17 protein-coding genes are annotated in these 13,343 nt (G+C 43.8%); 13 read left to right on the plus strand and 4 right to left on the minus strand.

The window, feature by feature from the left end; translation table 11 throughout:
• Nucleotides 1–5: 5 nt before the first annotated feature.
• Together M3204_RS16010 and M3204_RS16015 are read right to left on the minus strand one after the other, a co-directional pair.
• Nucleotides 6–881, minus strand: coding sequence for a C39 family peptidase (locus tag M3204_RS16010; protein ID WP_251484206.1), 876 nt, complete (start codon nt 879–881; stop codon nt 6–8).
• 105 nt (nt 882–986) lie between these two features.
• Nucleotides 987–1,511, minus strand: coding sequence for a gamma carbonic anhydrase (locus M3204_RS16015; protein ID WP_251483711.1), 525 nt, complete (start codon nt 1,509–1,511; stop codon nt 987–989).
• A 114-nt stretch (nt 1,512–1,625) separates the two neighbouring features.
• Here M3204_RS16015 and M3204_RS16020 point away from each other — a divergent pair, with 114 nt between their 5' ends.
• Together M3204_RS16020 and M3204_RS16025 are read left to right on the plus strand one after the other, a co-directional pair.
• Nucleotides 1,626–2,429 carry an alpha/beta hydrolase gene (locus tag M3204_RS16020; protein WP_251483714.1) on the plus strand — a complete coding sequence of 268 codons (804 nt, stop codon included), beginning with the start codon at nt 1,626–1,628 and terminating at the stop codon, nt 2,427–2,429.
• A 166-nt stretch (nt 2,430–2,595) separates the two neighbouring features.
• Nucleotides 2,596–3,690, plus strand: coding sequence for a tetraprenyl-beta-curcumene synthase family protein (locus tag M3204_RS16025; protein ID WP_251483717.1), 1,095 nt, complete (start codon nt 2,596–2,598; stop codon nt 3,688–3,690).
• Between the two features lie 251 nt (nt 3,691–3,941).
• Here the strand turns inward: M3204_RS16025 and M3204_RS16030 are convergent, their stop codons facing one another.
• Complete coding sequence (locus M3204_RS16030) at nt 3,942–4,514, minus strand: class I SAM-dependent methyltransferase (protein ID WP_251483732.1); 573 nt, start codon at nt 4,512–4,514, stop codon at nt 3,942–3,944.
• Entirely contained in the window at nt 4,504–5,478 is a 975-nt protein-coding gene (locus M3204_RS16035; protein WP_251483747.1) for a TIGR01212 family radical SAM protein, read from the minus strand. The genes M3204_RS16030 and M3204_RS16035 overlap by 11 nt, the downstream gene beginning before the upstream one ends.
• Nucleotides 5,479–5,787: 309 nt before the next feature.
• Here M3204_RS16035 and M3204_RS16040 point away from each other — a divergent pair, with 309 nt between their 5' ends.
• The 11 genes from M3204_RS16040 (at nt 5,788) to M3204_RS16090 (ending at nt 13,301) form a co-directional block, all read left to right on the plus strand.
• Nucleotides 5,788–6,051 (plus strand): YtzC family protein, encoded by a 264-nt coding sequence (locus M3204_RS16040; protein WP_251483750.1) that lies wholly within the window; start codon nt 5,788–5,790, stop codon nt 6,049–6,051.
• 16 nt (nt 6,052–6,067) lie between these two features.
• Nucleotides 6,068–6,247: a glycogen biosynthesis protein GlgD gene (locus M3204_RS16045; RefSeq protein ID WP_251483752.1), complete on the plus strand. Its 180-nt coding sequence runs from the start codon at nt 6,068–6,070 to the stop codon at nt 6,245–6,247.
• A gap of 328 nt (nt 6,248–6,575) precedes the next feature.
• On the plus strand, nt 6,576–7,544 hold the full coding sequence (locus M3204_RS16050) for a hypothetical protein (RefSeq protein ID WP_251483755.1): 969 nt from the start codon (nt 6,576–6,578) through the stop codon (nt 7,542–7,544).
• On the plus strand, nt 7,544–7,993 hold the full coding sequence (locus M3204_RS16055; protein ID WP_251483758.1) for a cytochrome c maturation protein CcmE: 450 nt from the start codon (nt 7,544–7,546) through the stop codon (nt 7,991–7,993). The genes M3204_RS16050 and M3204_RS16055 overlap by 1 nt, the downstream gene beginning before the upstream one ends.
• A gap of 21 nt (nt 7,994–8,014) precedes the next feature.
• A complete protein-coding gene (locus tag M3204_RS16060) occupies nt 8,015–9,997 on the plus strand; it encodes a heme lyase CcmF/NrfE family subunit (RefSeq protein ID WP_251483760.1) in 1,983 nt (660 codons plus the stop codon).
• 5 nt (nt 9,998–10,002) lie between these two features.
• Nucleotides 10,003–10,473, plus strand: coding sequence for a cytochrome c-type biogenesis protein CcmH (locus M3204_RS16065; protein ID WP_251483762.1), 471 nt, complete (start codon nt 10,003–10,005; stop codon nt 10,471–10,473).
• A 12-nt stretch (nt 10,474–10,485) separates the two neighbouring features.
• Entirely contained in the window at nt 10,486–10,842 is a 357-nt protein-coding gene (locus M3204_RS16070; protein ID WP_251483765.1) for a hypothetical protein, read from the plus strand.
• A 5-nt stretch (nt 10,843–10,847) separates the two neighbouring features.
• Nucleotides 10,848–11,192 carry a hypothetical protein gene (locus tag M3204_RS16075; protein WP_251483766.1) on the plus strand — a complete coding sequence of 115 codons (345 nt, stop codon included), beginning with the start codon at nt 10,848–10,850 and terminating at the stop codon, nt 11,190–11,192.
• Nucleotides 11,193–11,206: 14 nt separating this feature from the next.
• Nucleotides 11,207–11,911, plus strand: coding sequence for a heme ABC exporter ATP-binding protein CcmA (ccmA, locus tag M3204_RS16080; RefSeq protein ID WP_251483770.1), 705 nt, complete (start codon nt 11,207–11,209; stop codon nt 11,909–11,911).
• Nucleotides 11,908–12,591, plus strand: a complete 684-nt coding sequence (locus M3204_RS16085; protein ID WP_251483782.1) for a heme exporter protein CcmB — start codon at nt 11,908–11,910, stop codon at nt 12,589–12,591. The genes ccmA and M3204_RS16085 overlap by 4 nt, the downstream gene beginning before the upstream one ends.
• Nucleotides 12,591–13,301, plus strand: a complete 711-nt coding sequence (locus M3204_RS16090; RefSeq protein ID WP_251483791.1) for a cytochrome c biogenesis protein — start codon at nt 12,591–12,593, stop codon at nt 13,299–13,301. The genes M3204_RS16085 and M3204_RS16090 overlap by 1 nt, the downstream gene beginning before the upstream one ends.
• Nucleotides 13,302–13,343 lie beyond the last annotated feature (42 nt).

Below are 13,343 nucleotides of genomic sequence, written 5' to 3' on the forward strand. Positions count from 1 at the left end.
AAAAGTTAATTTGGTAGATAGGTGATTGCCTGACTTCCCATCTGCACCCATGCTTCTACAAATTCATGCATGGGTGCTTTTTTATTTTTCTCGCCAGTCAGGGGATCATTGAAATAGACAAACTCGTTATCATACCCTGTTAGCAAAACAGAGTGTTCCTTGGTTGTGACCTTGACCTCGCCGTTAGGTGTGTACCAGGTCTGGAAAAAGCTCTCATCCAATTTTTTATATTCGGTATTGATGATGACCCAGACTGGACGGCTGTCCGATAGATGGATTTTCAGCTCCTGGAAGTCAGCACCCGTCAGGTCTTCGATTTTTCTGGGCAGATATTTTTCCGCCAGCTCGGCAATTGGTTCATGATAGACGCCAAGGCCGGGCTGGGTGTATGTATACATATTGCCGACAAAGCCTTCATGCGGGTCGCCAAAATAGATTTTTCCATCTGCGAGCTTGTACTCTGCTGGATTTTTCTTTACTTCTTTGGCAAGTGTCAGCTTGTCCACCGATAGTCCATTGTATTGCAGGAGCATGGCGAGGCTTGTGACCTCGCATCCACGTGGAAGCTCAGGCATTTGCCAGATGGTTGGAGCATCTAATAAAACGTGGTCTTTAATCGGGATAATTTCGGCCTGATAGTCTTCTTTTACCGTAAGAGCCGAACTGGCTTCGGGTGCGTCAAGCCAGTGCTTTACCGAATGGACCGCTTTGGCGACATGGGCAGCCTGCAGGTTTTCCAGCAAGAAAGCACCAGCGACAGATGTAAAAACAAGCAGGAACATCATGATCGACTTTTTCATGCTATTTTGTTTTCGGATTAACAGAAAAAACAAGACGAGCAGCGGCATAATGGCCGCGATTGATAAATATAATGTGTTCATCATCCATCACCTGTCCGTCCGCATAATTAAATTTACATTAGGGTATAGTATATAAATTAATATCGGATTTTTAACGGATTTGTTAAGTGATGGTTTTGAATGATATTACCCTTCGTTCTTCTGCTGCAACGCTTTATAATACTGTCCTTTTTCCGCGTACTCTCGTGAGATCCGCTCCATGTCACGGATGTCGTCTTCATTCAACTCCCTGATGACTTTAGCAGGCCTTCCAAAAGCAAGGGTGTTTGGCGGAATCTTTTTTCCCTGCGGAACAAGGCTTCCAGCTCCGATAAAAGCGCCTTCGCCGATTTCAGCCTGGTCGAGAACGATGGAACCCATTCCAATCAACGCTTTCTTGCGGATGATACAGCTGTGAAGGATGACCTGGTGGCCAACCGTCACCTCATCCTCAAGGATAAGCGGATTGTTTGGGCTTTGATGAAGGACAGAATTATCCTGGATATTAACTTTGTTTCCGATGATCGTTGGAGCGACATCACCACGGATGGAGGTATTGAACCAGACACTTGATTCTTCGCCAATTTCAACTTCGCCAGTGATGGTTACATAGTCCGCAATAAATGCGGAATCAGCTATTTTAGGTGATTTGCCTTTGTATTGATAGATCATTGAGCACACTCCTGAACAAAATAGATTTAATTGAATGCTTTCATTTTCATTTTTAACTAATTATATATTATAGTTCTTTTAAAGAAAGAAAAAGTGTTAACGGGGGGAATGGTCATGTGGAAATGGGAGGCTGACGGAGAAGCTAAGGCTGTGATCGTGATGGTCCATGGAGCGCTCGAGCATCATCGCCGATACGGCTGGCTGATCGAAATGTGGCGTTCATCAGGTTTTCATGTCATTATGGGTGATCTTCCAGGTCAGGGAATGACAACAAGAGCGAACCGTGGCCATATTGAGTCATTTGATGAATATATCAGTGAAGTTAAAGAGTGGATAGAGGCAGCCTATGATTTTGACCTGCCAGTGTTTTTATTGGGGCATAGCATGGGCGGACTTATAGCGATCAGGATGCTGCAGGAGGAACGAGTAGAGCTTGCCGGTCTCATCCTGTCATCTCCTTGCCTTGGTCTTGTCACTTATCCTTCAAAAATGCTCAATATGCTTTCGCATGGGCTGAATGTTATTGTGCCAACTTTAAGAATGTCTGCTGGCTTGACTGTTGATATGGCGACGAGGAACGAGGATGTCAGGGCAGTCGACGTGAATGATTCGCTGTATATCACGAAAGTATCAATCAGATGGTATCGTGAGCTGATCGCAGCAATGGAGCTAGCATTTGAAAATATGGATATAATACAGGATGTACCAACCTTGCTGATACAGGGTGGAGACGACAAGATCGTCGACAAACGGTCTGTGAAAGAATGGTTCAATCAGGCTCCATTGTCTGAAAAGCGATTTAAAGAATGGCCGAAGTGTTACCATGAAGTCTTCAATGAACCTGAACGTGAAGAGATATTTGATTATGCCCATGATTTTGTCATGAGCCAGCTCAAGGCAATTGGATACGTCTATTAAGGACATTTTTCGCATTGATTGTTGGCTTTCGTGTCAAGCTTTCATCCCGCTTATGCTTTTTGGATTCATGCTCTAATCGAGAAGTTTCTGAACCATGTATGTATGAAAAATGAAAGCAATAAAGTATACGAAAAGAGCCGTATTAAGAAAGGGTGAAGGTGTATACATGTTGATTCCATCAATGCCGATCAGTTTAATGTATCGTGTATACAAACAAGTTCTGCCGCAAGTACACCGGGAGCTCGCATACTGGAAAAGCAGGGCTGAGGAGATTCCCAACCCTGAACTCAGGAGACAGGCCCTTGCCAGCATCGAACACAAGACGTTCCACTGCGAGGGCGGGGCGATTTTGAGTCTGACGGCAAAAGGAAATTATAAACTGGCGATCCGTTTTATTGTTGCTTACCAGACAATCAGTGACTATCTCGATAACCTTTGTGATCGCAGCACCTCATTGGATCCTGCCGATTTTGCGGCACTCCATGAATCAATGGCAGATTCACTTATCCTCGGCAGCCAGCTGAAAAATTACTACCGGGAACGCGAAGAACAGAATGACGGAGGCTATCTGTTAGAGCTCGTTACCGTCTGCCGGGAGGTATTGGAAGAACTAGATAATTATCGACACATCCAGGAGCATTTGGCTGAGCTTTGCAATTATTATTGTGATCTGCAAATCCATAAACATGTTGAAGTCAAGGAACGCGTACCAAGACTGCAAACATGGTTCGACGGACACCGTGAAGATATCCCAGAGATGGAATGGTATGAGTTTTCAGCATGCACAGGATCGACACTGGGAATTTTCTGCCTTGTATCCTACGCACTGCGTGATGATTTCAAGCCAGAATACGCCGACAGCATACGGAATGGTTACTTTCCATACATACAAGGTCTTCATATACTGCTTGATTATTTCATCGACCAGGAAGAAGACCGAGCAGGCGGCGATCTGAACTTCTGCTTCTACTACGAAAATGAAGAAGCACTTTTCGAACGGTTGAGACATTTTGTTGAACACGCAGATTACCATACCGCCAAACTTCCGCACCAACGATTCCATAAGCTGATCAACCGCGGGCTGCTTGGAGTTTATCTATCAGACGAAAAAGTAAGACACCAGGAAAGAATCAGGAAGCTAGCCAAGGAAATGATCAAAACAGGCGGACCAGTCAGCTATTTCTTTTATATAAATGGACGAGCCTACCGTTCACTGCAAAAGTGGGTACCATCAGGACTCGTAAGGGCTTTTATAAAATAGTGGATGACGAACAGCCAGGAGCTTTGCTCCTGGCTGTTTTTATTGTTCTTAGGAAATTATAAAATTATTTAGTTGAGGATAACTACATGTAGTATTCTTAATCCAGCTCCAGCGCCTAGCCCCTCGAGTCGCTTCGGTCCGCCCAATGAAGTCAAAGAGCGACTTCACCGGTCGGCCCTCCAGCGCTTGTCGGGGCTGAACGAGGCGCTTGCGCTTTTTGTTCATTGGTTATTAGTTTTCGCAAAATCACATTACCTTTTTTCAATCGCAATAATGAATGGCGGATTGTTTTTTTGATTCAGAAATTTGTATTCAAGGACGTGTGCCACATTTTGGTCCAAGGATTTTACATAGCGGAGCAAATACTCACGCTCAACCTTGCCTTCCGGGTGACCGTGATAAATGACAATCACGATGATGCCCTCTGGAGCCATTAGTTCTAACAGCTGGTCGATTGCATCGATTGTTGTTTGCGGAACGGTTACGATATTTTTATCTCCGCCGGGCAAGTATCCAAGATTGAAAATCGCTCCGGAAACTTTTCCGAAATGAAGCGGCGGGATCCATTCAGACATGTTTTCATGGCCAGTGTGGAAAAGTGTTACACGGTCTTGCAGGTCATGTTCCCTGAGCTTAGATTTACAGGACATAAGAGCTTCGTCCTGGATGTCAAAGCCATAAATCCTGCCTGATGTGCCGACCAAATTGGCTAAATATATTGTGTCGTGTCCGTTTCCGACTGTTGCGTCCACCGCGATATCTCCTGGTTTAACAGCCAGTTCCAGAAGGTTCCTTGCAAATGGTAGTATCCTTTCAAGCTTCATTCTTAATCACCACTTTATTTCCTGAAAAAAATTTCCCCTGCCAGCTATTACGCTGTTTCATTTCCTTATCAATCGCATTCAACACTTCCCATTTATTTACACTCCACATCGGGCCGACCATCAGTTCAATTGGACCGTCACCTGTGATCCGGTGAATGATCATTTCGGGAGGGAGGATTTCTAACTGGTCGCATACGAGTTTTACATAATCCTCAAATGATAAAAATTCCAACAGTCCTTTTTCATACTGTTTCACCATCGGGGTACCCTTCAGTAAATGAAGAAGATGGATCTTGATTCCCTGGACGTCGAGTTTAGCGACTTCCCTCGCAGTTTCCATCATCATTTCAGGAGTTTCCAGCGGCAGGCCATTAATGATATGGGAGCAAACCCTGATTCCATGCTTGCGGAGCTTGTCCACACCATTTTTATATGTCTCATAATCATGGGCGCGGTTGATTAAGTTTGCCGTTTTTTCATGGACGGTCTGAAGGCCAAGTTCGACCCATAAATATGTCCTCTCGTTTAGTTCAGCAAGGTATTCAACGACGTCATCTGGCAGGCAATCCGGCCTGGTCGCGATTGAAAGGCCAACAACACCTTCCTCATTTAAAACGGGTTCGTATTTTTCACGCAATACCTCTACCGGTGCATGAGTATTGGTGAATGCCTGGAAATAAGCCATATATTTGCCGTCTTTCCATTTTGTATGCATTTTTTCTTTTATCTTGCTGAATTGTGTGCCTAGGTCTTCCACTCTGTCACCAGCAAAATCACCTGAACCAGCTGCACTGCAAAAAGTACAGCCGCCATGTGCTACCGTGCCATCACGATTCGGGCAGTCGAAGCCGCCATCAAGTGCTACCTTGAAGACTTTATGGCCAAAATGGTTACGCAGGTGGTAATTCCACGTATGGTAACGTTTATCATCTGTTGCATATGGAAAAGGGTTGGCCATAGACATGCCAGATACCTCCTTAGGGCTTCGGTCTTTAAATAGGTGGCTCTGTTGATTGGGAGTTGAAAGCGAATAGCCTGCAGCGGAAATCACAGCCAGGTTAACAGAGCCACATAGATAAAAAAATTGTACCACTTAGAATACGTTATTCCAATTGCAAAAAGATTACAAAATTGAACATTAAAAAGTGGTTCAAGGCCGCCCAGATAATTGGAATGATTAAACATTGATAAAAACGTGATAGGAAAAAGCATTGTGAACAAAATAAAGAAGAAGCAGACTTTGCTTCAGGATCAAGTAAAGGAGGGTCTAATATTGGCTACACGTCAATCGGTTGACCAGCTACTTCAGCAATGTGAGGATGCAATCAATCTAGCCCAGGAGCAATACAAAAATGCCAGCATGCAGCAGCATTACAATGATGGCGACTTTACGAATGCCTTGCAAGCTCTTGAAGACGCTTATAATGATCTTGCCAAGCTTGCCTTCAGTGCAAACGCGCAGCAGCGCGACCAGTTACACAGAATGAGGCTGCAGCTGCAGCAGGTACAAAACAATATGATTTTGCTTGATCATTAAACGGGAGGGAAAAACCTTGAAGAAGCGTTCAAAGCAAAATAATCCTGAACAAAAAACGCGGAACGGCATCAACAACCAAGATCTTGAACTTGGAATGGAGCATGATCCGGTGAAAGAATCGAAAAAGAAATATGAACAAAGCGGCGGTCAGCCGGTAAAATCAAAATTCCATCCTGAACCAGGGCAATCTTCATAAATTTGTAACACCCTCACTTCGATTTTCGAAGTGAGGTTTTTTTGTTTAGTTTCCAGCAAAAATCGAGGGAATGGCTGTTTTCCAAAATACCCCCCGTTCACAAATCGGATAAAACTGGCTTAAATTCCGTGATTTAAATCACAGATTGACGGCTTCCAGAAATGGTTTAAATAAGATAGATACACAAGGCAGTCGCAGAAAACTAGCGAATGCCATGCCTTAATTTAAAGAATACATTACCAAGAAAACGAAAGAGATTTTATTATAACTAAGTTATCTTGTGAAATTATTCACGAATTTGTCACAAACAGAAAGGATGTAACCCAAAATGAAAGTATTAAAGCTAACGCTTTCCCTGTTCTTATTATTCATTTTCCAGTTACCCGATGCAGCCAGGGCTGATAATACAAGCGGTGTTTTGAAAATGGAAGAGCTGACAGTCCAGGTCATGCCTGAGTATTCTTACCATCCAAAGGATAAGAAGAAAAAGAATCCTCCCTTGCTGGTGGGATACCATGGAGCGCTAAAAAACAATGCCGAAAAAGCGCAAAAAGGGCAGGTCGTGATTCCCCTGCCGATGGATGAGAAAAACTTCAGGATCGGTTATGTGGCTGATTACTCACGTGACCTTACAGAAATGAATGAAATCGAATACGAGCTAGACAAGGAAAGAGGAACGATAGCCTGGGAAACAAGCGAGGAAATCCAGCCTCAGGAAATTTATAAATTTGTCATTGAATACTATACCGACAGCGTTAAGGAAAAAGAAGACACAAATACTTTAACGTACAATTTTAAAAGCTTTGCTGAGATCGGACTGCTTAATCTGATTTTTATTGAACCGCTGAAAACAGAAAGCTTCAAGCTGGAGCCCGAGGCAGAACAGCACCAGAAAAACTCTTACAACATGAACATGTTCTTGTTTCAAAGCCAGGGAATGAAGTCTAATGAAGAAAAAAATATCAAACTTGAATACAAACGAAGTGAAACGAAAACAACTGCTGAAATCATGGAAGATATGGCAGGCGATTCAAAAAAGGCCGGCACAGTTAAACAAAATGAAGAGAAGATGTCCCTCTGGATCGTCATATTGGTAGTAGGCGGTATTTCTGTTTCTGCAGCTTTTGTTTTACTTCTCGTGATGAAGAAAAAGACAGCAAAACCGAGAAATAAGACCATCTCCAAAGAGACAGAAAATGAGGCGAAAAAAACAAGGCTGCGAACCATGTTCATGGATGGAAGCATAACAGAAGCTGAATATAACGAACTGCTGAAAAAGCTGGGAGGTAAGAAGTGATGTCAAAAAACAAAAAAATTATTTCTGGTTTAGCCTTGGCCGCAGTGGCGTTCATCATCATGATGTTTTCAACAATGCCAAGTGCCGGAAGCAAGGAAATAACCATTTCTGACCTGGCTGAAAACGGCTCGAAATTCGAAGGCGACTACATCATGACGCAGGGCCTGCTTAATAAGGACTCTGTAAAATGGGACGCTGACAAACTGGAATTGCGCTTCGAGATTTACGAGGAGAATCAAGGGACATTGCAAATTTTCCATAAAGGCATAAAGCCTGATAACTTTACCGAGGATGTCATCGTCCTTGTTGAAGGTTTTATAAAAGAAGACGGAGTTTTTGAAGCTGAAAAAGTACAGACAAAGTGCCCGACAAAATATGAAGGCGAAGGCATGGAGAATTATGATACGCAAATGCATAAGGAAATTTACAAAAATGACAAACAGGACTAAAACAGATGGGTGGTTATCTGTATGTATTTAATAGGAAACATTGCAATCTATCTCGGGATCGCGATTTCGATCTACGGTCTCATAGCAAATGCCCTTGGGATTAAACAAAAAAGCGGGAAATGGCTTGAGAGCGCCAGGGGTGCTGTCCTGTCACTGGCCTTCGTTTCAAGCATATCGTCATTCCTGTTGCTTTATATTCTTGGAACAAGCCAATTTCAATTCAAATATGTCGCTTCATACACAAATGAGAGCCTGCCTTTAGCTTATAAGCTGACAGCGTTTTGGGCAGGAAATGCAGGGTCCTTATTGCTCTGGGCATTCCTTTTATCCATTTATACAGCAATGGTCGTGTTTTCTAAGGAACAGAAAAACCCAATGATGCCTTATGTATCAAGCATCCTTATGCTGAATGTATTGTTCTTTTTCACCGTAATGGCGCTTAATGCAAACCCTTTTGAAATGACTGATAAAATTCCTGCTGATGGAAAAGGTCTGAACCCGATGCTGCAAAATCCAGGAATGATCCTGCACCCCGTTACCCTTTATATGGGCTATGTAGGGCTGGCGGTTCCATTCGCTTTCGGAATTGCGGCACTCATCCTTAAAAGAATGGATTCAGAATGGATCAAGCTGACAAGAAGATGGACATTGCTGGCATGGTTGTTCCTGACTCTCGGCAATATCATTGGCGGCTGGTGGGCTTATCTAGAGCTTGGCTGGGGCGGCTACTGGGCGTGGGATCCGGTTGAAAATGCTTCATTTCTTCCGTGGCTGACTGTATCAGCATTCCTTCACTCGGTGATGATCCAGGAGCGGAAAAACATGCTGAAAACATGGAACTTAAGCTTGATCATCTTGTCCTACATTCTCACGCTGTTCGGCACATTCCTTGTCCGCAGCGGTATTCTTACAAGTGTCCACGCGTTTGGCGACAGCAACCTCGGGACCTATTTCCTGGTTTTCATGGCGTTCATGATGCTGTTTTCTCTCTATATTGTCATGACAAGATACACCCTGATTAAAAAGGACAGCAGTCCAATCGAAGCTTATTTTTCAAAAGAAAGCAGCTTCCTGCTAAACAACCTGATACTAGTGGCTGCTGCGTTCGCGGTTTTCTGGGGAACGATGTACCCATTGATTTCAGAAACCTTCACCGGAACGAAAGTAAATGTCGGGGCTCCCTACTTTGATAAAGTCATGGCTCCGATCCTGCTTGGGCTGATTGTACTGATGGGCATATGCCCGCTGATTGCATGGCAAAAAGCGGTGATAGAAAAATTCTTGAAAAATATGCTCTGGCCGCTGGCAATGGGAGTGGCGACAGCAATCATCCTATTTGCGGCAGGAGTCAAAGGCATTTATGCAATCGTCGGCTTATCAGCAACGAGCTTCATGTTTGGCACGCACGTTCTTGAGTTCGCAAGAGGTATTGGCGCAAGACGGAAAGCAACGAAGGAGAATGTCCTTAAAGCCGCATTCAAGCTAACGGTAAAAAACCAGCGCCGTTATGGAGGCTATATTGTCCACATCGGGATTGCCGTCATTGCTGTAGGGGTTATCTCCTCCCATGCATACTCATCAGAAGTTTTAAAAACTTTGAATACTGGTGAAAGCATCAAGATTGGCGAGTACGCACTTCAATTTAACTCACTGACCGAACAGATGAAAAACGGTAATGGAGTTGTTGTAGCAGATGTAGCTGTTTTTTATAAAGGCAAGGATATCGGGAAGATCAAACCGGAGAAAATCTTTTATGAAACATGGCCTGAGCCTTCAACAGAGGTTGCAATCAAGACGAACTGGAGCCAGGATCTATATGTCGTTCTAAGTTCATGGGAAAACAAAGACAAAGTGACATTGATGGTAAAAGTGAACCCCTTTGTCAGCTGGATCTGGACCGGAGGGATCATCATGGTCATCGGAACCGCTTTCGCGCTTGCGGGTGGCGGGCCAGCATCATCCCGGTATCAAATCAATAAAGGCCTAAAAACTGTAGGAAGGTGATGGAGATGAAAAAGAAAATTATCCTGCAAACGATCCTTTTTCTAATCTTGATCCCAACCCTGACAACAGCCTTCACATACAATTCCAAGGAATTCAAGCATATCATCAGCCAGTTGGATATGCAGGGCCATGCTGACCATGAGTTGTCGACATGCTCAGTCAAAAAGATCTATTACGATGAAGTCGTTGAAATGCTGAACGGCGGGAAGTCGGAAAATGATATCATCCAATCTTATGTGGATGAATACGGGCAGGCGGCCTTGAGAACACCTGGGGGCGGCACAAGTGGCTGGATCGCCTGGGGAATGCCTGCAGCTGGGTTTGGTATTGGAAGTGTCATCGTCGGTGTCTGGCTAAGGAAATTAACCTTAAAGAAAGCCGAAACAAAAATGTCAGCCTATAAAGGTTGGGAATCGGAAATTGAAAAAGAAATAGCATCAAAAACATTTGACGAAGAGCGCCGGAAGCTTTTCTAGGAGCTGATCAAAATGGATTATGTATTTTTAATAGCAGGTTCACTCGTGATCCTTACTTGTTTTTACTTTATCGTTTCTCCTTTTTTCACAGCTGGCGATGAGCATGCCGCCGGAGTGATGCAAGATGAGGAAAAGTTGTCGCTGGATCAAGTATATGGTGCAGTGAATGAACTGGAAATGGATTTTTTAATGAAGAAAATCACAGCAGAAGATTTTGAAAAATTGAAAGAACAATATCAATTGCTTGCAGCTGAATTGTTAAAAAATGAAACAAAAGCTCAAAAGGCAGGCGGAAGCAAAAAGCTGGCCGATGATGCCGAAGCAGAGATTTTGAGAGAATTGCGCAAGCTTCGCAAACAAAAGGGGTGATCACAATGGGACCGGCATACCATCCGGAATGGCTGGTGACATTCTGGCTTACGACACCGGGACTTAATTGGCTGAATCCTCATTACCTTTTGATCCTTTTAGTTGTTGGGATTGTTGTCCGTCATTACTATAAAAAAAGGACAGCAGACAGGATAGACATTCCTGATACAGAGGATCAACGGTTCAAGCATCTGCTGTTAAGAAAAAACGTTATTGAAGAGCAGATGGGCGGACTCGATGGAAAGCTGAAGTCCGCAGAAATCACTGAGGAGGATTACGCACGAAAGCTGAAGGAGTATCACATTTATCTGGACCAAGTAAAAAAAGAATTGCAACAATACACATTATGAAAGAGTTGGGGACCATGCTCGAATTGAGGAACATGACCAAATTGCTGGGAGATAAATTAGTTTTAAGGAATATCACCCTCACCTTGGAAAAAGGCGAGATTCTTGCGGTAATCGGCCCGAACGGTGCAGGGAAGAGCACATTCTTCAAATGTACAGTCGGTTTGCTGCAGCCAACCAGCGGTGAAATCTTGCTGAATGGGAAACTGGTCAAAAAAAATTCAGGGGAAGTCAAACAGAGAATTGGATTTCTCGGGCATGAATCGTTTCTGTATAACACACTTTCCCCGCTCGAAAATCTGAAATTTTACGGGAAGCTTTACAAAGTAAAGGATCTCGATCGAAAAGCAAACGACTTGCTAAAGGAAGTTGGACTCTATTTATTCAGGGATATGCCAATCCGTTCTTTCTCAAGAGGGATGATGCAGAGATTGGCCATCGCAAGAGTGCTGCTGCCAGATCCAGAAATCCTGATGCTAGATGAACCACATACTGGACTTGACCAGGAAGCGGTGGCACTGCTCAATAAAATCATAAAAAAGAAGCAAGCGAGCGGAACCTCAATCCTGATCATATCGCATGATTTCGAGCAGGTTCATGCACTGGCAGACAGGGTCGCTGTTTTAAAAAAGGGGAAGATCATCTCCACGATGGCGCTTGGCTCGGATATCGATCTGCCAGCCATGAAGCAGTGGTATGAAAAAGAGGTGAGCAGTTCATGAATTCCATATTTAAAGACGCATGGACAATCGCCAGCAAAGACTTAAGCAATGAATTCAAGACGAAGCAGACGATAGGCATGATGCTCATATTCTCGAGTCTGGTCATCCTGATCTTCAGCTTTGCCTTCGATCCAACAAACAATATGGTTAAAGCAGTTATCCCGGGACTTGTTTGGCTGATAACTGTTTTCTCAGGAATACTTGGCTTGAATCGTTCTTTCTTATCCGAGCATGAAAACGATGCACTTACTGGATTAAGGTCGGCACCAATCGATCCATCAAGCATCTATCTCGGGAAGGTGCTGGCAAATTTCCTGCTTGTAACTTCCGTGCAAATCATCAGCATTCCGGTTTTATTCATCCTGTTCGACTACCGCTTCATCGGAAAAATCGGCTGGTTCATCCTGGTCGTCCTTATTGGAACGCTGGGTTTTATAATCGTCGGGACTTTCCTTGCGGCACTTGCGGCAAATGCAAAAAACAGCGAAATGCTTCTTCCAGTATTGCTGCTCCCGCTGTTAAGTCCGCTCATGATCGCTGCAGTCCAGGCTACAAGGATTATCCTCGAGAATGGAACAATCACGAATGCTGTCTCATGGCTGCGTTTGATGTCAGCATACGATTTACTGTTTCTCGCAGCTTGCTTTTTCTTATTTGAATTTATTATGGAGGGATCGTAATGAAAAAGAATTCAGGCATTATCGATCGACTGTTATTCTTTACTCTTGTACCATCATTTTTTATCGCTCTTTACTTAGTGTTTATTTGGTCGCCGGTAGAAAAGTTCATGGGGGCACCGCAAAAAATCTTCTATTTTCACGTTGGCTGTGCCTGGGTAGCTTTCATGGCATTTGTCATCGTGGGCTACTACAGCGTAAGAACGTTGATCAATCCAAATATGGATCATCACATCAAGGCCGGGATATCAGCAGAAATTGGCGTGATATTCACGACCATCACCCTTGTAACAGGGATGATTTGGGGGAAATCAAGCTGGAACACTTGGTGGACATGGGAACCACGCCTTGCAACTACTTTGATTCTCTGGTTCATCTATGTAGCTTATCTATTCGTCCGCAAAATGGATGGGTCATGGGAAAAAATCGCAAAATTGTCTGCAGTCTTTGGAATTATCGGTGTCATTAACGTACCAATCGTCTTTATGGCAATCCGCTGGTGGAATACAAAGCTTCACCCGGTAGTGTTTGGAGATGGAAAGAATCAGCAGGGCGGCGGAATCGAACCGGATATGCTCGTAGCCTTATTGTTTTCGATCTTTACGATCACAGTCCTGTATGCTTTCCTGATGCGCAAGGGAGTCGAAATCGAAAAGATGCGCCACATTGTCAAAAAGGCGAAAACGAAAGCGATGGAAAAGCTCGCAGGCTGATAAGATCGGACTTTCTTTTTCATCGAGTTAAGTAATTAAAGA

This window comes from Mesobacillus subterraneus, assembly GCF_023715485.1.
Taxonomy (GTDB): domain Bacteria; phylum Bacillota; class Bacilli; order Bacillales; family Cytobacillaceae; genus Mesobacillus; species Mesobacillus subterraneus_B.

Bases quoted from the DNA above. Each gene is read 5' to 3' on its own strand.
- M3204_RS16010 (WP_251484206.1), bottom strand. From the start codon at position 881: ATGAACACATTATATTTATCAATCGCGGCCATTATGCCGCTGCTCGTC.
- M3204_RS16015 (WP_251483711.1), bottom strand. From the start codon at position 1,511: ATGATCTATCAATACAAAGGCAAATCACCTAAAATAGCTGATTCCGCA.
- M3204_RS16020 (WP_251483714.1), top strand. From the start codon at position 1,626: ATGTGGAAATGGGAGGCTGACGGAGAAGCTAAGGCTGTGATCGTGATG.
- M3204_RS16025 (WP_251483717.1), top strand. From the start codon at position 2,596: ATGTTGATTCCATCAATGCCGATCAGTTTAATGTATCGTGTATACAAA.
- M3204_RS16030 (WP_251483732.1), bottom strand. From the start codon at position 4,514: ATGAAGCTTGAAAGGATACTACCATTTGCAAGGAACCTTCTGGAACTG.
- M3204_RS16035 (WP_251483747.1), bottom strand. From the start codon at position 5,478: ATGTCTATGGCCAACCCTTTTCCATATGCAACAGATGATAAACGTTAC.
- M3204_RS16050 (WP_251483755.1), top strand. From the start codon at position 6,576: ATGAAAGTATTAAAGCTAACGCTTTCCCTGTTCTTATTATTCATTTTC.
- M3204_RS16055 (WP_251483758.1), top strand. From the start codon at position 7,544: ATGTCAAAAAACAAAAAAATTATTTCTGGTTTAGCCTTGGCCGCAGTG.
- M3204_RS16060 (WP_251483760.1), top strand. From the start codon at position 8,015: ATGTATTTAATAGGAAACATTGCAATCTATCTCGGGATCGCGATTTCG.
- M3204_RS16065 (WP_251483762.1), top strand. From the start codon at position 10,003: ATGAAAAAGAAAATTATCCTGCAAACGATCCTTTTTCTAATCTTGATC.
- M3204_RS16070 (WP_251483765.1), top strand. From the start codon at position 10,486: ATGGATTATGTATTTTTAATAGCAGGTTCACTCGTGATCCTTACTTGT.
- M3204_RS16075 (WP_251483766.1), top strand. From the start codon at position 10,848: ATGGGACCGGCATACCATCCGGAATGGCTGGTGACATTCTGGCTTACG.
- ccmA (WP_251483770.1), top strand. From the start codon at position 11,207: ATGCTCGAATTGAGGAACATGACCAAATTGCTGGGAGATAAATTAGTT.
- M3204_RS16085 (WP_251483782.1), top strand. From the start codon at position 11,908: ATGAATTCCATATTTAAAGACGCATGGACAATCGCCAGCAAAGACTTA.
- M3204_RS16090 (WP_251483791.1), top strand. From the start codon at position 12,591: ATGAAAAAGAATTCAGGCATTATCGATCGACTGTTATTCTTTACTCTT.